The sequence below is a fragment of the Pseudomonas sp. B34(2017) genome, from assembly GCF_002112915.1.
In the GTDB taxonomy this organism is placed as follows: Bacteria; Pseudomonadota; Gammaproteobacteria; order Pseudomonadales; family Pseudomonadaceae; genus Aquipseudomonas; species Aquipseudomonas pharyngis.
Window position 1 is genome coordinate 762943 of record NZ_NEJA01000002.1, and the last position, 16307, is coordinate 779249.

Annotated in this window: 17 protein-coding genes; 4 read left to right on the forward strand and 13 right to left on the reverse strand. The window is 61.4% G+C overall.

Annotated features, from left to right (window positions below):
- The first annotated feature begins 33 nt into the window (after positions 1 to 33).
- The 3 genes from CAF80_RS08920 (at position 34) to CAF80_RS08925 (ending at position 2016) form a co-directional block, all read left to right on the forward strand.
- Positions 34 to 1065 (forward strand): NAD(P)-dependent alcohol dehydrogenase, encoded by a 1032-nt coding sequence (locus tag CAF80_RS08920; RefSeq protein ID WP_085667197.1) that lies wholly within the window; start codon positions 34 to 36, stop codon positions 1063 to 1065.
- A 145-nt stretch (positions 1066 to 1210) separates the two neighbouring features.
- Positions 1211 to 1372, forward strand: a complete 162-nt coding sequence (locus CAF80_RS28850; RefSeq protein ID WP_170928274.1) for a hypothetical protein — start codon at positions 1211 to 1213, stop codon at positions 1370 to 1372.
- A 53-nt stretch (positions 1373 to 1425) separates the two neighbouring features.
- On the forward strand, positions 1426 to 2016 hold the full coding sequence (locus CAF80_RS08925) for a helix-turn-helix domain-containing protein (RefSeq protein WP_165369529.1): 591 nt from the start codon (positions 1426 to 1428) through the stop codon (positions 2014 to 2016).
- Positions 2017 to 2085: 69 nt separating this feature from the next.
- Here CAF80_RS08925 and CAF80_RS29065 read toward each other — a convergent pair whose 3' ends face one another.
- A complete protein-coding gene (locus CAF80_RS29065; RefSeq protein ID WP_085667198.1) occupies positions 2086 to 2595 on the reverse strand; it encodes a hypothetical protein in 510 nt (169 codons plus the stop codon).
- Between the two features lie 390 nt (positions 2596 to 2985).
- Between CAF80_RS29065 and CAF80_RS08935 the strand changes: the two genes are divergently transcribed.
- The gene (locus CAF80_RS08935; protein WP_085667199.1) at positions 2986 to 3447 is read left to right on the forward strand and encodes a DUF3574 domain-containing protein; all 462 of its coding nucleotides are present in this window, start codon (positions 2986 to 2988) and stop codon (positions 3445 to 3447) included.
- On the opposite strand, the gene CAF80_RS08940 is transcribed toward CAF80_RS08935, so the two are convergent.
- The 12 genes from CAF80_RS08940 to CAF80_RS08995 form a co-directional block, all read right to left on the reverse strand.
- Positions 3381 to 4808 carry an APC family permease gene (locus tag CAF80_RS08940; RefSeq protein WP_256578124.1) on the reverse strand — a complete coding sequence of 476 codons (1428 nt, stop codon included), beginning with the start codon at positions 4806 to 4808 and terminating at the stop codon, positions 3381 to 3383. The genes CAF80_RS08935 and CAF80_RS08940 overlap by 67 nt on opposite strands.
- Before the next feature lie 42 nt (positions 4809 to 4850).
- Positions 4851 to 7238, reverse strand: coding sequence for a TonB-dependent siderophore receptor (locus CAF80_RS08945; RefSeq protein ID WP_085667200.1), 2388 nt, complete (start codon positions 7236 to 7238; stop codon positions 4851 to 4853).
- Positions 7239 to 7625: 387 nt separating this feature from the next.
- Complete coding sequence (locus CAF80_RS08950) at positions 7626 to 8291, reverse strand: sulfite oxidase-like oxidoreductase (protein WP_085667201.1); 666 nt, start codon at positions 8289 to 8291, stop codon at positions 7626 to 7628.
- A 9-nt stretch (positions 8292 to 8300) separates the two neighbouring features.
- Complete coding sequence (locus tag CAF80_RS08955; protein WP_074690784.1) at positions 8301 to 9356, reverse strand: substrate-binding domain-containing protein; 1056 nt, start codon at positions 9354 to 9356, stop codon at positions 8301 to 8303.
- A 31-nt stretch (positions 9357 to 9387) separates the two neighbouring features.
- Positions 9388 to 10413, reverse strand: coding sequence for an ABC transporter permease (locus tag CAF80_RS08960; RefSeq protein WP_085667202.1), 1026 nt, complete (start codon positions 10411 to 10413; stop codon positions 9388 to 9390).
- Positions 10406 to 11962: a sugar ABC transporter ATP-binding protein gene (locus CAF80_RS08965; protein WP_085667203.1), complete on the reverse strand. Its 1557-nt coding sequence runs from the start codon at positions 11960 to 11962 to the stop codon at positions 10406 to 10408. Before CAF80_RS08965 ends, CAF80_RS08960 begins: the two co-directional genes overlap by 8 nt.
- 8 nt (positions 11963 to 11970) lie before the next feature.
- A complete protein-coding gene (locus tag CAF80_RS08970; protein ID WP_074690781.1) occupies positions 11971 to 12642 on the reverse strand; it encodes a methionine ABC transporter permease in 672 nt (223 codons plus the stop codon).
- Positions 12639 to 13439: a methionine ABC transporter ATP-binding protein gene (locus CAF80_RS08975; protein ID WP_085667204.1), complete on the reverse strand. Its 801-nt coding sequence runs from the start codon at positions 13437 to 13439 to the stop codon at positions 12639 to 12641. The genes CAF80_RS08970 and CAF80_RS08975 overlap by 4 nt, the downstream gene beginning before the upstream one ends.
- Positions 13436 to 14245 carry a MetQ/NlpA family ABC transporter substrate-binding protein gene (locus CAF80_RS08980; protein ID WP_074690779.1) on the reverse strand — a complete coding sequence of 270 codons (810 nt, stop codon included), beginning with the start codon at positions 14243 to 14245 and terminating at the stop codon, positions 13436 to 13438. Before CAF80_RS08980 ends, CAF80_RS08975 begins: the two co-directional genes overlap by 4 nt.
- A 27-nt stretch (positions 14246 to 14272) precedes the next feature.
- Positions 14273 to 15325, reverse strand: coding sequence for an isopenicillin N synthase family oxygenase (locus tag CAF80_RS08985; protein WP_085667205.1), 1053 nt, complete (start codon positions 15323 to 15325; stop codon positions 14273 to 14275).
- A 183-nt stretch (positions 15326 to 15508) separates the two neighbouring features.
- Positions 15509 to 15772 carry a PAAR domain-containing protein gene (locus tag CAF80_RS08990; RefSeq protein WP_039771176.1) on the reverse strand — a complete coding sequence of 88 codons (264 nt, stop codon included), beginning with the start codon at positions 15770 to 15772 and terminating at the stop codon, positions 15509 to 15511.
- A gap of 86 nt (positions 15773 to 15858) precedes the next feature.
- Complete coding sequence (locus tag CAF80_RS08995; RefSeq protein ID WP_074690776.1) at positions 15859 to 16299, reverse strand: hypothetical protein; 441 nt, start codon at positions 16297 to 16299, stop codon at positions 15859 to 15861.
- Positions 16300 to 16307 lie beyond the last annotated feature (8 nt).

The window sequence follows — 16307 nt, forward strand, 5'->3', positions numbered from 1 at the left end:
CTGCGCCCGCAGCGCCAGATCTGGAGGTGTCTCATGAGCAATAACACCGAACCCACGACATTCACCGGCTGGGCCGCCACCTCGGCCGGCGCGCCGCTGGAGCGCTTCAGTTACGACCCTGGCCCGCTGGGGGATGAGGAAGTCGAAGTCGCCGTGGAATATTGCGGCGTCTGCCACTCCGACCAGTCACTGATCGACAACGACTGGGGCATCAGCCAATACCCGTTCATTCCCGGCCATGAAGTGGTCGGCCGCATCGTGCGCACAGGCCCGCAGGTACGTGGTCTGGAGGTCGGTCAGCGCGTGGGGATCGGCTGGTACAAGGGCAGTTGCATGCATTGCTCGTCCTGCATCGGCGGTTCCCATCACCTTTGTGCCACCGCCAAACCGACGATCATCGGCAGCCATGGCGGTTTCGCCGATCGACTGCGCACTCACTGGGCCTGGGCGCTGAAGCTTCCGGACAACCTCGACCCGGCCCTCGCCGGCCCGCTGTTCTGCGCCGGCTCCACGGTCTTCAATCCGCTGGTGGAATTCGACATCAAGCCGACCGACCGGGTCGGCGTGGTGGGCATCGGCGGCCTCGGGCACCTGGCGCTGCGTTTTCTCAATGCCTGGGGATGCGACGTTACCGCGTTCACCTCTTCCCTGAGCAAACAGGACGAAGCCAAGCGCCTCGGCGCCCACAAGGTCGTCGCCTCCACCGACAGCGACGCGCTGAAAGCGATTGCCGGCACCCTCGATTTTCTGCTGATCACCGCCAACGCCAACCTCGACTGGACGGCGATGCTTGCCACCCTGCGCGGCAAGGGCCGGCTGCACTTCGTCGGCATCGTGCCCGACGCGATTCCGGTTCACGTGTTCAACCTCATCCCTCAACAGAAATCCCTGTCAGCCTCTCCGGTCGGCTCGCCCGCCACGGCGGCGACCATGCTGGAGTTCTGCGCGCGGCATCAGATCCTGCCGCAGGTCGAGGAATTTCCGATGAGCAAGGTCAATGAGGCTGTTGATCATCTGCGCAGCGGCAAGGCGCGGTACCGGATTGTGTTGAACGCCAGCAAATGAAGGATTGGCGCGCCGGTTGCGTCGGCGCGCCAATCATTTCATATAGAACCCAATTGAATTAATAAATAAACAATCAGTATTTATCGTTATAAAAATCTCGGCGTACTCTCACCTCATCCCGTCATTGAACACAGTGAAGTGCGCCATGAAACCGACCGACAACCTGATCGACTTCGCCGTCTACCGCAAACGCCGCCACGCCCAGCAACAGGCCCGGCTGATGTGGGAAATGTATGCGCGCAATGCCGGTTATCAGGCTTGGCAGTGGGTGCAGGCCGCTCGTTCCAGCGAGACGCGTCAAGCGTGAACGCGCGTGAACCCTCGCGCTTTCTGGCGAGCGCCGATGAACCTGTGCTGGACCTGAACAACCTCGAATCCCTGGAAGAAGACCCGATCTGTGAACGCGTCGCGCAGAACCTGCAACGCCTGCGCGGCAAGCGGCATCTGTCGCTCGATGCCCTCGCCCGCCAGTGCGGCGTGAGCCGGGCGATGCTGGCGCAGATCGAATCCGGGCGCAGCGTGCCGTCGATCAAGGTGCTATGCAAAATCGCCAAGGGTTTGAAGGTGTCGGTGGCGGCGTTTCTCGAACATCGCGCGTTTGAAGGCGTGGCCGTGTTGTCGGCGAGCCAGAGCAAGCGGCTGGTCAGCGCCAGCGGTGCCTTTGTCAGCCGTGCGCTATTCCCATTTGATGTGGCGCGCCAGTCGGAATTCTATGAACTGCGCCTGAGCCCGCTGGGCGAGGATCAATCCGAGGGCCACGGCCCGGGCGTGCAGGAAAACCTGGTGGTGGCTCAGGGCGTGCTGGAGATCAGCGTCAACGACGAGCGTTATCTGCTGTCGACAGGCGACTCGATCCTGTTCTACGCCGACCAGCCCCATCGTTATCGCAACCCTGCCGACAGTGAAGCGGTGGCGTACCTGGTGGTGACCTACCCCGAACGCCTGGACTGACAAACAGACAGACATGAAAAAGCCCGACCGGGAATTCCCCGGTCGGGCTTTTTCATGCACTGGCGGAAATCAGCAGGTGCAGCACATCATCGGCATGCCGTTGCAGCTCATCATCATCGGCATGCTGCAGTCGTTCATCATTTTCATCATCAGGGCGCAGCAGTTTTTCATCATGTCCATGTTCATGCCCGGCATCGGCATGATTTTGCACATCATGCAGTCGGCCATCATGGTGCATTCCATCACGCACTTCATCGATGGCATCGGCATGCCCATCATCGGCATCGGCATCATCATGTTCATCATCGGCATGGCCATGGCCGCCGGCGACATGCACATCATGCTCATGTTGCCGCAATGCATCATCATCGGCATGCCGCAGTCCATCATCATCTGCATCATTTGCGCGCTGTTCTTGAACATGGCCATGTCCATGCCAGCGGCCGGCATCATCTTGCACATCATGCCGTCGTCCATCATGTCGCAGCTCATGGTCGCCATCATCATCGGCATGCCCGTCCTCGGCATCATCGGCATGTTGGCGTTCATCGGCATTTGCATCTGCATGGCGTTCATCATGGTGTAGCTCCCTGAGGATTAAGAACTGGATGAGAAGTTGATGGAGCGGATTCTAAGGATTGGGAAATCCGCAACAAGCTGTCCATCGAGCAGCAAAAACTGCTGTTCAAACGCTTCAAGTGCAGCGTTCCGTGCGACTTGAACCGTTGCAGCAGCAGAGTAGACGCCATGACAGATCCGGCAAATGCGGGAGCAGGTTTTTGAATGCAATAGATATGCGATCCAACGCCAAGCAAATAACTTAAAGAAATAATCGTTCTAACCAGCGGGCATTATTTTCACTGTGTTTGCTTATTCCATTAGTTCAGTAGCGATCCATTTTTTAATCTTTTATTGCTATTAACCGTCCCCTCTATAATTCGGGACAGTTCTTAACAATAAGGAAGTTCCATGCCGCAACGTTTACTACTGGCAGCACTGTTCCTGGCGGTCGCCGGGTGTGCCAGCCCTCCTCCGGTTTCCGTGCATACCAAAGATCCCGCCAGTTCGACCCTGCAGGGCGATGCCACGCGGCCGGCGCAGGCGCAGTGGGTGCGCACCGAGTTGTATTTCTCGGTGGGGCCGCTGGAAGGCAAGGAAGGTGTGGTGAGCCCGGCGCGCTGGCGCGAGTTTCTCGATCAGGAAGTGACGACGCGGTTCCCGGACGGGTTCAGCGTGTTGGATGCGTATGGGCAGTGGAAAGACCATGACGCGAAAGTACCCGAGCGGCTGGCGACCAAGGTGATTGTGATCCTGCACGAGAGCAGCGCGAAACGTGAGAGTGACATTGAGGCGATTCGTTTGGCTTACAAGCGGATTACGGGGGATTTGTCGGTGCTGCGGTTGTCGCAGCCGGCGGTGGTGTCCTTCTGATCCGAGGTCTTTTGCAGAGCCTGCCGAGGTGTCGACACCAGGCGGCTCAACCCGGCCAGCAACAACGCGCCAACCACCAACACCCCGATCCCCAGAAACGCCCCCAACCCCACCACTGTCACGCTGGAATACAGCATGTAAACGCACAACCCGAAAAACAACAGCGGCAAAACCGGATAAAGCGGCACCCTCACCGGCCGGGGCACCTCAGGAAAGCGCCTGCGCAGAATAATCAACGCCAGGCTGCTCAGACTCAGAAACAACCAATACACCGGCGTCAGATACTCAACCATGGTGTTGAAACCGCTCTGGGTAAAACTGCCAAACAGCACCAGCAACAACGCCACCGCCCCCTCGGCCAGCAACGCCTTGCGCGGCACGCCGTCGCGTTCGTCCCATTCGCCGAAACGGCGCAGTTGCGGCACATCACGGGCGGCGGCGTAGGTGGTGCGGGCGCCGACCATCAAGGTCGAGTTGATGGTGGCGATGGCCGCGATGCCGACCATCAACAGAATCAGCAATACGCCCGGAGCACCGAAGGCGCGGTTCAACAGTTCCACCGCCGGCGCGTTGCTCGCGGCCAGACCTTCGAATCCCAGCCCTTGGACAAACGCCCAGTTCAGCGCCAGATAGATCGCCATCAGCACCGTCAGCGCACCGAGCATGGCAATGAAAATGCCGCGTCGACCGTCGCGCACTTCGGCAGACAATGTCGCCGCATCACTCCAACCGCCGAAGGCCAGAAACACGAAGATCATCGCCGCAGAAAACCCTGCCGCGCCAGTGTGTTCGGGCACCACCGGATCGCTGGGCAGCGCGGGTTCGATCCCTTGCCACGCCAGCCAGACCCCGGCGCTGGCGATGCTCAGAAACCCGAGAGCAAGCAGCCCGACCAACACAGTCTGAGTCATGAAACCAATGTGCTTGCCCGTCAGATTCAACAGCACCAACGCGGCAATGATCGCACCGGCAAACACTCCCGATCCGTAATGCCCCAACGGCACGACCGCATTGAAGTAGTCGGCAAACATGAACGCCGACAACGCGATCCACCCGGTGTGCATCACCGAGAATCGCGACCAGGCAAACAGGAAACCCATGCGCTCGCCGTAAGCGGTGCGCAGGAAATGATAGTCACCGCCCGGATGCGGGAACGCGGTGGCCATCTCGGCAAAGCACAAGGCCCCGGCCATCGACGCCAATCCGCCGAGCACCCAGACCCAATAGAAATGTTCCGGCCCGACGTTCAAGGCAACGGTCGGCGCGGTTTTGAGAATATCGGTGGTGATGACCATGCCCAGCGTGATCAGCAATGCCTGGAACACCGGCAGGTGCCGCTTGGGGCCATTGGTTTGAGTCATGAAGGTTCCCGCTGATGATCCGCCATCCATGGCGGAAAAGACTCAGAAGCCGTAAGTGGCGGTGGCGTAGTAATAAGCGCCGTTGGTGCCGATCGGCGAGAGCACGTCGTACGGCAGGTTGCCGCCGTAGTTGATGGCCGAACCCGAGCGTTCCGGGTAGTTGTCGGTCAGGTTGTTGCCACCCAGGGCGATGCTGAATTTCGGGGTGAATTTGTAGGTCACCTCGGCGTCCAGTTGCCATACCGCGCCGTAGGTTTGCTCAGGCTGCGAGTCGCCGAAATCGAACACCCGAGTGGTTTCGCCCTGACGGGTCAGACGCCCGAGCAGGCCCCAGTGTTCGCTGGTCCAGTTGGCGGAAAACACGAAGCGATCCTTGGGCGCGGCGTCGGTCAGGGTGTTGCGTTCTTCGACCCCGACCAGCGCGTCGTTGCCGATCCCTAAGGCGGTCAGTTGCGACGGCGTGCCCTTGGTGCTGGTGACCTTGGTGTGGTTGTAGGTGTACGCGGTGGTCAGGCCCAGTTGCCCGTCGTAGAACGGCTGATGGTAGTTGAGCACCAGTTCGGCGCCGTCGGTGCTGGTGTCAGCGGCGTTGGTGAAGAAGTTGACGTCGTGCACGCCTGCCACGCCGAAGTTGTCATTGATGTAGCTTTCCAGCGCGTCGCTGCCGATTCGCTGGGACAGGGTGATGCGGTCCTTGACGTCGATACGGAACACGTCGAGCGACGCGTCGAAGCGCTCGTTCAACTGGAACGTCAGGCCGAGGCTGAAGTTCTTCGAGGTTTCCGGATCGAGTTTTTCCGCGCCCAGGGCACGGGCAATCGGGTCGTTGACCGACAGCACGCGGATGTCGGTGAGCGTGCCGCCGTCGCCGAAGTTGCTGGTGGTGTTCTGGAAACCGCTCTGGGCCAGCGACGGCGCGCGGAAGTTATTCGACACCGCACCGCGCAACGCCCATTGATCGGTCAGTTTGTAGCGACCGCTGAGCTTGCCGGTGAGTTTGCTGCCGGCGTCGTCATAATGTTCCCAGCGCGTGGCGGCATCGACGAAGAAACGGTCGGTGAGATCACCGGACAATTCGGCGTAGGTGCCGAACACGTTGCGGTCCAGATCCGACTCTTCACTCGGGCGCAGGCCGTTGGCGCCATCGGCCCCCGAACCGATGTAAGAGGCTTCATCTCCAGCAAAGGTCAGGTAGTTTTCGTAGCGATATTCACCGCCCACCGCCAGCACGAACGAGCGGCCGCCGAGGCGCAATTCACGGCTGAAATCCAGGTTGGTGGTGGTCTGGCGCAACTCGTAATCGCCGGTGTCGAAGCGGGTCGGCGAGTCCGCGCCGAGGCTGAAGTTGAGGGTGCGACGGGTTGCCGATTCGAAGCGGTTGCGACCGTGGGTGACGCTGCTGTCGAAATCCCAGTCGTCGCCGATCAGGCCCTTGTAACCGGCGGTGGCGGAGATGTCGGTGTTGTCACCCAGCGATTGCGGCAGGTAGCCGTTGGGGTAGAACTGCGGCTGCTCGGACGGGTAGCGATAGAACTCGGCGCCGGTGGTGTGACGTTCGTTGTAGGTGCCGAAGCTGTAGGCCTTGCCGCCGGCCAGCGGCAATTCGCCGTTGAACCAGGCGTTGACGTCCCGCGCCACGCCGTCACCCATCACATAGTTGCGCTGGCCCGGGGTGTCGGCGAAGCCGTCGTAGCCGGCGCGGTTGGTCGGGTTGCGATCCTTGTACTCGGTACCGCCGCGAATGAAGCCGCCCTCCTCGCCCAGCCGCGTACCGATCTTGGCGGTGGTCACGCTGTTCTGGCCGTCGGTGGTGGTTTTGCCGATCGCGTCCTGATGGGTGTGGTAGGCGCCGTAGCTGGTGGAGACTTCGCCGCCTTCGGGGGCGTCGTCGAGGATGATGTTGATCACCCCGGCAATCGCGTCGGAGCCATACTGCGCACCGGCACCGTCGCGAAGTACTTCGATGCGTTTGATCGCGCTGATCGGGATCGAGTTGAAGTCCACCGGCGCCGTGCCGCGACCGATTTTCGACGAGTCATTGACCACTGCCGACGTGTGGCGGCGCTTGCCGTTGACCAACACCAGCACCTGATCCGGGCTCATCCCACGCAGCTGCGCGGCACGCACATGGTCGGCGCCGCCGGAGTTGGACTGGCGCGGAAAACTGAACGACGGCAACAGCGTCTGCAACGCCTGGCCCAGCTCGCCGCCACTGGCGCCGGCGGTCTTCAGGTCCTCGGCGGTCAGCACATCCACCGGCACCGGCGAATCCAGCACCGTGCGAGCGGTGCCCCGGGTCCCGGTGACCAGCACGGTGCCCAGCCGGGTGTCATCGTCGACGCGCGCGGAAGTCTCTTCAGCTTGCGCAGGAAGTTGCCAGATTGCACTGACAACAGCGATGGCGAGTAATGAACGCGAACGGTGAATCATGCGACAGCTCCTTGAATCGCAGTTAATAACCGGCCGCTGCCGAATCATGAAGTGTCGGCAATCAGCGCACGGCAATTTCTGCTGTAGTTTTGATATTCAGAAAGGCAGCCAGGTGTGTTGAACAACTATCGGCTGTTAGAGCGCAAGAACCCCAAAGTTAGTAGAACCCCCTGTTTACCGATGCTAGACGAGCGGTCGCACGCCGCAAAAGAACCAATAACGCTTAGGTTATGCCCGACGAACGGAGTGTTGCCTGAGCAACACTTGTGTTTGCGCAACAACATGAACACCCAACTAACCAACAACTAATCACGCACGAAAACGCACTCCACGTTGTTGTAGAGAGCGTTATTAATCTGTGTTTTTTCGGTGCGAAGTTAGAGGCCGTCAGTCGAAGTCCTTTTCCCGCCAGGCATCTTCGGCAATGTCCAGCGCGTCGCCGCTGAAGCGCTGCTCAATGAACGGATCGGCGTGCAAATGAAAGCCGTTGCGCTCCCAGAAGCCCGGTTGTTCCTGATCGGTGAACTCGAGCCCGCGCAGCCATTTCGCGCTTTTCCAGAAATACCGCCCCGCCACCACCAGCCGCAGTGGCCAACCGTGTTGCGCGGTCAGCGGCTGACCGTCGTAATGGGTGGCCAGCAGGCTGTCCGGGTGCAGCAGGTCATCGAGATGCAGGTTGGTCTGGTAACCGTGATCGGCGTGGGCCATGACGAAGGACGATGTCGGCCGAATGTCCAGGGCCTGCAACAGGTCTTGCAGGTGCACGCCGCTCCAGCGGGTGTCGAACTTCGACCAGCGTGTCACGCAATGAATGTCGCATTGCAACGAGCGTTGCGGCAGCGCTTGCAGATCGGCGTAGGTCAGCTCGACCGGGTTGGCCAAAGTGCCGAACAGGCGCAGCGACCACGTCGCCAGGTCATAGGCCGGCACCTCGCCTTCGTGCAGGATCGGGAAACGCTCGGTCAGCACCTGCCCCGGTGGCAGCCGTTCGCCCAACGCCACATCGGCTTTCGGCGAACGGCTCTTGCGCAGACGCGCAGCCTTGTCGTGCATGTCGGCTCCTCAGTTCGCCACGGGAATCCACGGCGACCGCGCGACGTTGGCGGTGTCACCGAAGGCCGGCAGTTTCTGCCCAAGGTCGCGCACGTTTTTCACGTCCAGATCCAGCAGTTGCTGACGGGTAATGAGAGTCGGCGGCACCAGCACCTTATGCCCCGGATTTTCCCCGGCAATCAGCATCGCCAGACTGCGCACGCTGATCGCCCCGGCCACTTGCGGATTGACCGCAGCGGTGGCGGCCCAGGCGCTGTCCGGTTCTTTCATGATCTGGATGTCGGCAGTGGAAATATCGGCGCTGTAGATCTTCACCTTGCGGCTCAGCCCCGCCTCATCGACGGCGATCTTCGCGCCTTTGGCGAATTCGTCGAACGGCGCGAAGATCACACTGATCCCCGGATTGGCCCGCAACACGGCGCTGGCCTGATCCGCCACCGAGTTGGCAATCGGCGGATTGAGCGTGCCGAAGCGCGCCTTCTCGATGATCCCCGGATTGCTCGCCTTGACCTGGCTCCAGATCTCGTCGCGGCGCTCCATCGGCGTGAAGCCGCTGATGTAGACATACCCGGCGTCGAAGCGGGTGCCGTTGTCCTTGAGCGCTTGATCGAGTGCCAGCCGCGCCAGTGCGTGGTGATCCTGCTCGACCTGAGTCACTTGCGGCGTGTTCAGGTCGACGTCGAATGCGACGACCTTGATGCCTTTGGCCAGCGCCCGCTCAATCGGCCCTTTGAGGGTTTCCGCCAGCCCCAGTTGCACGATGATCCCGTCGACACCGAGATCGGCGGCCTGATCGATCATCTCGCCCTGGCTCGCCGCCTGCTGCCGCGCGTCAAACACCCGCAGGTTGGCGCCCAGCGCTTCGGTCTGTTTCTCCACCCCGCGCAGATAGGCTTCAGGGAAATCCCCGGAGAACAGATAGCCCACCAGCGCGATCTGTACCTGACCTTTATCGAACGGCGCCGGTGCGCCGGGCAAGGCCTTGGCCTGCGCATTGAAGGCCAGTGCCGAGAGCAACGCCCCGGCGAGGCAATGACGTGCGAACTGCTTGATTGAACCGTGCATGGATCTTTCCTTGAAGCATCAATGAACCGGCTCAGCGCGCCCGATGCGCGAGGCCGAAGGTGAACATCAGGGCCAGCACCAGCACCAGTCCCTTGACGAAATCCTGCGCGTAATACGGCGCGTTGAGCATGGTCAGGCCGTTGAGCAACGAAGCCACCAGCAACGCGCCGACCAGCGTGCCGAACGCGTTGGGCTTCTTCGCCCCGAGCACGGCAAAACCGATCAGCGCAGCGCCCAGTGCATCGAGCACCAGACCGTTGCCGGAGCTGACATCACCGCGCCCCAATCGCGCCGCCAGCAACAAACCGCCCAGCGAGGCCAGCAGCGCCGAGAGCACATAAGCCAGCAACTTGAAGCGCTGCACCGGCGCACCAGCCAGACGCGCCGCCTGCTCGTTGCCGCCAATCGCATAGAACAACCGGCCGATGCGCGTGCGCTCGAGAAACAGCCACACCGCCACCGCAACCACCGCCGTGATCAACACCGGAATCGGCACGATGTCCCACAGCCGTCCGCGACCCAGCGCCAGAAACACCGCACTGAACGAACCTTCTGCTTCGTCACCATTGGGCAGGGTCATGCCCACCGCAATCGAACGACCACCCGTGGGAATCAGTTGCACGCCGATCACCAGGAACATGCTGCCGAGCGTCGCGAGAATGTCCGGCACGCGCATCTTCACGATCAGCCAGCCGTTGAGCAGCCCGACCAGTGCGCCACCGGCCAGGCTGATCAGCACCGCCGGCACCGCACCCCAGCCGAGCACCACCATCACGTAACTGGCGATCATCAGGCTCATGGCCGCCACCGCGCCGATCGACAAATCCAGCCCGCCCACGGCCATGGTCAGCGTCACGCCCAAGGCCAGCAGCGCGACAATCGACACCGACTGCAGAATGCTGAACAGGTTGCCAACGCGCAGGAACGCCGGTTCCGCGACACTGAAAAACACCACGATCAACGCCAGCACCCACAGCAGGCCATAGCGGATCAGCGCTTGCACGAAGCGCTCGGACGGCGCCAGGGCGGATGACAACAGGGAACTCGAATCAGGCACTCGCTCTACTCCTTGGCGCGGCGTGAACAATAGAATTTTGCGGATCGTTGCCAGCCAGCGCGGCGACCAGGGTGGCGCGATCCAGCCCGGCACGCGGGTACTCGGCCACCACCGCGTGATCGCGCACCAGCAGAATCCGGTCGGCGATCTCCAGCGCTTCATCGACGTCCGAGCAGATCACCAGCGTGGCGCGGCCAGCGGCGCTGTCGCGCAACAACTGGCCGATCTCGCGCCGGGCACGCACATCGACGCCCTGAAACGGCTCGTCGAGAATCAACACTCTGCCCTCGCCAAGCAACCAGCGGCCGAGCACGACTTTTTGCTGATTGCCGCCGGACAACGCACTCATCGGCACATCGATGCCGGCGGTCTTGATTCCCAGCGCTGCGACTTGCGCCTCCACCGCCGCCGCTTCGGCACGGTTGCGGATGAAACCGCCACGGGTGAAGCGTTCGAGGAACGGCAAGGTCAGGGTTCGGCGCAATGAAAAGTCCGCCACCAGCGATTGGCTCACGCGATCCTCGGCGGCGAAGAACACGCCACTCTGGATCGCCTGGCGGGGCGAGCCCGGTTGCCAATCGATGCCGTCCAGTTGCAGAGAACCGGACAATGTTTTGCGCAGCCCGAACAGCACTTCGGCGATCTCGCTTTTGCCGGCGCCGAGCAATCCGGTCAGCACCACCACTTCGTTTCCGTGCAAGGACAAATCAAAGGCACGGGTGCGCGGCAGGACTGTCACGCCGCGCAGTTTCAGCACTTCGCGCCCCGCCGCTCGCGGTGTGTAGACGTGAGCCTCCAGCGCCTGACCAAGCATCGCTTCCAGTGCCTCTGGCAATTGCCGGGCACTGAACTCACCGGCCAGTTGCCCGTCGCGCAATACCACGGCGCGGTCGGCCACCCGTTGCAGATCGGACAGCCGATGAGAGATGTACAGAATCGCCACGCCACGGCTGCGCAAGGTGTCGATCAGCCCGAACAGGCGCTGCGCTTCGGCATCCGACAGGGCCGCTGTCGGCTCGTCGAGAATCAGCAGGCGCGGTTGCAGGGCAAAGGCGCGGGCCAGCACCACCAGTTGCCGCTCGGCCTGGCCGAGGTGTTCGATCGGTTGCTCCAGCGGCAGCACCAGACCGAGCCCCGCAGCGATACTCGCGGCGCGTTCCAGCAGGCGTTTGCGGTTGAGCCAGAAGTCAGCGTCGGGGCGGCACAGTTCATCGAGCAGCAGGTTTTCCGCCACGCTCAATCCGGGCGCGATGCCCTCGTTGATCTGCTGATGAACCGCGACGATGCCGAAGCGGCGCGCCGACAGCGGCGAACTGAAATGCCGGGGTTGGCCATCGATCCGGATCTCGCCGCCATCGTGGGCCTGACTGCCGGCGAGGATCTTTACCAGCGTCGACTTGCCCGCACCGTTGGCGCCGAGCAGCGCCACCACTTCAGCGGGAAAAATATCCAGGCTGACCCGGTCCAGCGCCCGGTTCGAGCCAAAGGTCTTGCTCAGTTCACGTACACGAATCAGTGGCTCGGAGACCACGGCGACAGGCGCACTCATAAAATTCCTTAACGTCGATGAGCCAGTGAACGCACCAGTCGATCGCCCAGGCTTTGCACACCCTGGACGAGGATGACCAACACCACGACGGTGGCGACCATCACTTCATTGTTGAATCGTTGATAGCCGTAGCGGATCGCCAGATCGCCCAGTCCACCGCCCCCGATCACCCCGGCCATGGAAGAAAAACCGATCAGCATCACCAGCGTCAGGGTGATGCCCGCCAGCAAGGCCGGCAGCGCTTCGGGCAACAGCACTTTGAAAATCACGTGGCGGATGTCACCGCCCATGGCGAGGATCGCTTCGATCCGGCCCTTTTCGACTTCGTCCAAAGCGTTCTCGACGATCCGCGCAAAAAACGGAAAGGCGCCGATGGTGATCGGCACCACGGCGGCAGTGCTGCCCAACGTAGTGCCGACCACCAGCCGGGTCAGCGGGATCAGGGCAATCAGCATCACCACGAACGGCAGCGAACGACCGAGGTTGATCACCGCGCCCAAGGCCTGATTGAGCCTCGGCAACGGATAAAGACCCTGACGGCGACTGATGAACAGCAACACCCCCAGCGGCAAACCGATCAGTAACGTGAACAACCCGGCGAGCAGCACCATGTACAGGGTTTCGCCGGTAGCGTTGAGCACCAGTTGCAGGATTTCATTCCAGTCGATCACGCGGTTCATGAGTGGGCCGCCCGTACGCCGTATTGCCGCAGAAAGCTCAAACCGGGCGCGTCATGCCCCAGCGGCAAGCCGCAACTGGGGCGCAGTGAGGCGCCGAGGGCGGACTGCGGATCGGCGAGCAATCGAGCGACTGGCCCCGCCTCCACCAGTTTCCCGTTGGCCATGGACGCGGCGTGATCGCAGATCGACTTGACCACATCCAGCTCGTGGGTGATCAGGACGATGGTCAAACCGAGCTGGCGGTTGATGTCGCGCAACAGCTCCAGAATCGACGCGGTGGTTTCCGGGTCGAGGGCGCTGGTGGCTTCGTCCGACAGCAGATACGCCGGCCGCGCCGCCAAGGCCCGGGCGATCCCGACCCGCTGCTTCTGCCCACCGGACAGTTGCGACGGAAAGGCTTCGGCCTTGTCGCTCAGGCCCACCAGCTCCAGCAGTTCCCGAACCCGTTCATAACGCTGTGGCTTGGCAACCTTGGCGATTTCCAGCGGCACCGCGACGTTGTCGAACACGTTGCGCGAATGCAGCAGGTTGAAGCCCTGAAAGATCATGCCGATGCGCTGACGCTGGCGGCGCAACTCACGGTCGGACAGCGCCGTGAGGTCTTCGCCGTCCAGCAGAATCCGCCCGGCATCCGGGCGTTCGAGCAGATTGAGGCAACGCAGCAACGTTGATTTACCCGCGCCGCTGCGCCCGAGAATCCCGTAGATCGCGCCATCGGGAATGCTCAGCGACACCTGATCCAGCGCCGGGCTCGACGCTGACGGATAGGTCTTGCTCAACTGCTCGACGACGATCATGGCTTGGCATCCGCCACCGGGATCACCGAGCCCTTGAAGTTCTCGGCGATGTACTTGGCGACTTGCGGCGAGGTCAGGTCCTTGGCCAGTTGCTGAATGCGTGGATCGTTTTCCAGTTTCGGCGTGGTCACCAGAATATTGGCGTACGGGTTGTGCTCGGCCTTCTCCAGCCCCAGCGCATCCCTGGCCGGCACCAGCCCGGCTTCCAGCGCGTAGTTGCCGTTGATCACCGCCAGGTCGACGTCGTCCAGTGCGCGGGGCAGTTGCGGCGATTCGATTTCGAGGATCTTCAGCTGTTTCGGATTTTCGGCGATGTCCTTCGGTGTCGCCTGATCGGCCGCCGGGTCATTGAAGCCAGGCTTGAGCTTGATCAGGCCGTTGTCCTGCAACAGGTACAGCGCGCGGCTCAGGTTGGTGACATTGTTGGGCACGGCGACCGTGCCTTTGTCCGGCACCTGGGCGAAGGTTTTGTGGCGATGGGAATAGATGCCCAGCGGTTCGATGTGCACCGTGGCGGCCACCGCGAGTTTTTCGCCGAGAGCCTTTTCCTGGGATTGCAGGTACGGCAGATGCTGGAAGTAGTTGGCGTCCACATCGCCGTGCACCAGCAACTCGTTGGAGTTCACGCCCTGCGGGATTTCGATCACCTTGAGGTTGAGCTGCGGATCGAGTTTCTGGATGTACGCCAGAATCTGCGCGTGGGGCACCGGGTCGGCGGCAACCCGCAATGGCTCCAGCGCTCGAGCGCTGAACGAAGTCACCAGCGCGCCGAGGACGGCCAGGGTCAAGCCTGCTTTTTTCAACATGGAAAGAGTCCTTCTGCGAATGATGGATCAGGCGTTGGCGGTCTTGCGAAGCGGTGTCTGGGTATTCGACGCATCGGCGTAGAAGCGCTGCGCGACATCGGGATGGGAGCGCAGTCGACCCTTCAGATAATTCCAGCCGACATCGCGGAACAGCGGATTGAGCGGATCACTCGCCGGGCCGCGCGCCTCACGCAACAGCGCCGTCGGCAACGGATACAGCGGCACCACCGCATCCAGTTGCGCGCCGAGGAAAAACGCGATGGACAAGCGCTCGCTGCCAACTGGCGGCGACACCACCCGATGCACCGTGGCACGCAGGTAACCGTTGGTGGCCAACTCCAGCAGCTCGCCGATGTTCACGACCAGCGTATTGTCCCGAGGCAGCGCATCGATCCAGCGCCCCTCTTCGATCTCCACTTGCAGCCCGGCCTGCCGGTCTTGCAGCAAGAAGCTGAGAAAACCCGAATCCTTGTGCGCACCGACGCCCTGATTGCTCGCCGTCGAGGCTTGCCCCGGATAGCGCATCAACTTGATGTGTTCGTTGGGTTTGTCGCCGTACAACCGGTCGAAGGCGTCTTCCGGCAACGACAGTGACTGGGCGAATGCGCGCAGCAGGCGCAGCGACATTTGGGTCATCGCCTGCTGCCAGTCGAGCAACAGCGGCTTGAGTTGCGGCAACGCCTCGGGCCATTGATTCGGCCCTTGCAGCCGCGCCCACATCGGACTGTCGGCGTTCAACGGCAAGACCTCACGCTCGGCGCCCAGATCGAATTGCTCACGCTGATCGGGCTGGCCACGGGTGATCTCGGAAGCGGCGCGGTTGTAGCCGCGAAAGTGCGGCGAATTGATCATGCCGACGGCGTTTTTCTCGCTGTCGGGCAAGGCGAAGAACTGGCGTGCGTAGTCCTGCACTTGCTCGAGCAGGCCGGCGTCGATGCCATGGCCGGTCAGGTAGAAAAAACCCACATCGCAGGCGGCATGACGCAAGTCATCGAGAAAGGCCTGGCGTTGCGACGGCGTGCCGTCGAGCAGGGACAGGTCGAGGATAGGTAATGCGGTGATGTCAGAGGTGTGCGGCATGATTCACTCCCGTGTGAATCAAACCTGAAGAGTCCGTGATCGATTCAGCGTGTGCCGTCATGGCAATCGGGAGGTCTATCGGTTTGATGCTTTTGATTCGTCTATGAAACAAAACTAAACGATATTAAAAACACCGAACAAATACCTTTTTTGCATTAGCTTAGGTCTGTCTTACTACAGGGCTCAGCTGACCACCGCGCCCTTCGGGCCGCTGGCAATAAGCGCCGCCCCACACGCAGTTTTCATACCGTCGAGCGCAATGGGCACCCCATCGACGGTGTAGGTGCTGCTGCCCTCGGCAATCGGGAAAATCCCCTTGCACAATGGGCAACTGACCTTGTGACCGAGCCCGGCAATCGGCTTGCCGTTAAGGTCAGTCCGGGAGAAGGCTTCGAGGACCTTGCCACCGTGGGTGGTGGAGTCGCCGAGGCGGATTGCGTCTTTCATGTTGTCACTCCTTTGACCTGACTTCTGGCATGCCAAATGGGGCCGAGGAATCCATCAAACGTGAAAACGGCGGGCCTTGAGTCGTATCAGGGGAAGTAGCTTTCGATCTCGGGATACTCATCCAGGAACTCATCACTTCGAATAAAGGCGTCAAGATCCGGGGACTTCTTCGCAGCCGCGACAATCGCCTTGATCTTCTCTGCGTTGTCCGAGTTCACGACACGACCGATCAGAATAAGAGGCCATTCCTTGCCACTTGCCTGTCTTTGCAACGTTGAGAAGTTCACCGCAAGCCTTTCAGCAAAAACGCCCGCTTCAGCATGATCAAGAACACCCACCACGCGCTCTTGCACACCGTAGTCGTCTTCATCGCAAAAGGTCGACAGTAGTACATCAATGGTTTTTGCATCGAGTTCGTCGCGGACACTGCTCACGAGCGCCGAGAACTCACGAGCATCTTCCGGGTTCTCGTAGCGATCCAATGAAACCAGTTTATCTCGCCACACTTTGAACGCTTGATCATTCATGGTTTCTC

Coding starts and splice junctions, on each gene's coding strand:
- CAF80_RS08970 (WP_074690781.1), bottom strand. CDS start 12,642: ATGAACCGCGTGATCGACTGGAATGAAATCCTGCAACTGGTGCTCAAC.
- CAF80_RS08980 (WP_074690779.1), bottom strand. CDS start 14,245: ATGTTGAAAAAAGCAGGCTTGACCCTGGCCGTCCTCGGCGCGCTGGTG.
- CAF80_RS08935 (WP_085667199.1), top strand. CDS start 2,986: ATGCCGCAACGTTTACTACTGGCAGCACTGTTCCTGGCGGTCGCCGGG.
- CAF80_RS08985 (WP_085667205.1), bottom strand. CDS start 15,325: ATGCCGCACACCTCTGACATCACCGCATTACCTATCCTCGACCTGTCC.
- CAF80_RS08975 (WP_085667204.1), bottom strand. CDS start 13,439: ATGATCGTCGTCGAGCAGTTGAGCAAGACCTATCCGTCAGCGTCGAGC.
- CAF80_RS28850 (WP_170928274.1), top strand. CDS start 1,211: ATGAAACCGACCGACAACCTGATCGACTTCGCCGTCTACCGCAAACGC.
- CAF80_RS08940 (WP_256578124.1), bottom strand. CDS start 4,808: ATGACTCAAACCAATGGCCCCAAGCGGCACCTGCCGGTGTTCCAGGCA.
- CAF80_RS08995 (WP_074690776.1), bottom strand. CDS start 16,299: ATGAATGATCAAGCGTTCAAAGTGTGGCGAGATAAACTGGTTTCATTG.
- CAF80_RS08945 (WP_085667200.1), bottom strand. CDS start 7,238: ATGATTCACCGTTCGCGTTCATTACTCGCCATCGCTGTTGTCAGTGCA.
- CAF80_RS08965 (WP_085667203.1), bottom strand. CDS start 11,962: ATGAGTGCGCCTGTCGCCGTGGTCTCCGAGCCACTGATTCGTGTACGT.
- CAF80_RS08990 (WP_039771176.1), bottom strand. CDS start 15,772: ATGAAAGACGCAATCCGCCTCGGCGACTCCACCACCCACGGTGGCAAG.
- CAF80_RS08955 (WP_074690784.1), bottom strand. CDS start 9,356: ATGCACGGTTCAATCAAGCAGTTCGCACGTCATTGCCTCGCCGGGGCG.
- CAF80_RS08920 (WP_085667197.1), top strand. CDS start 34: ATGAGCAATAACACCGAACCCACGACATTCACCGGCTGGGCCGCCACC.
- CAF80_RS08950 (WP_085667201.1), bottom strand. CDS start 8,291: ATGCACGACAAGGCTGCGCGTCTGCGCAAGAGCCGTTCGCCGAAAGCC.
- CAF80_RS29065 (WP_085667198.1), bottom strand. CDS start 2,595: ATGATGAACGCCATGCAGATGCAAATGCCGATGAACGCCAACATGCCG.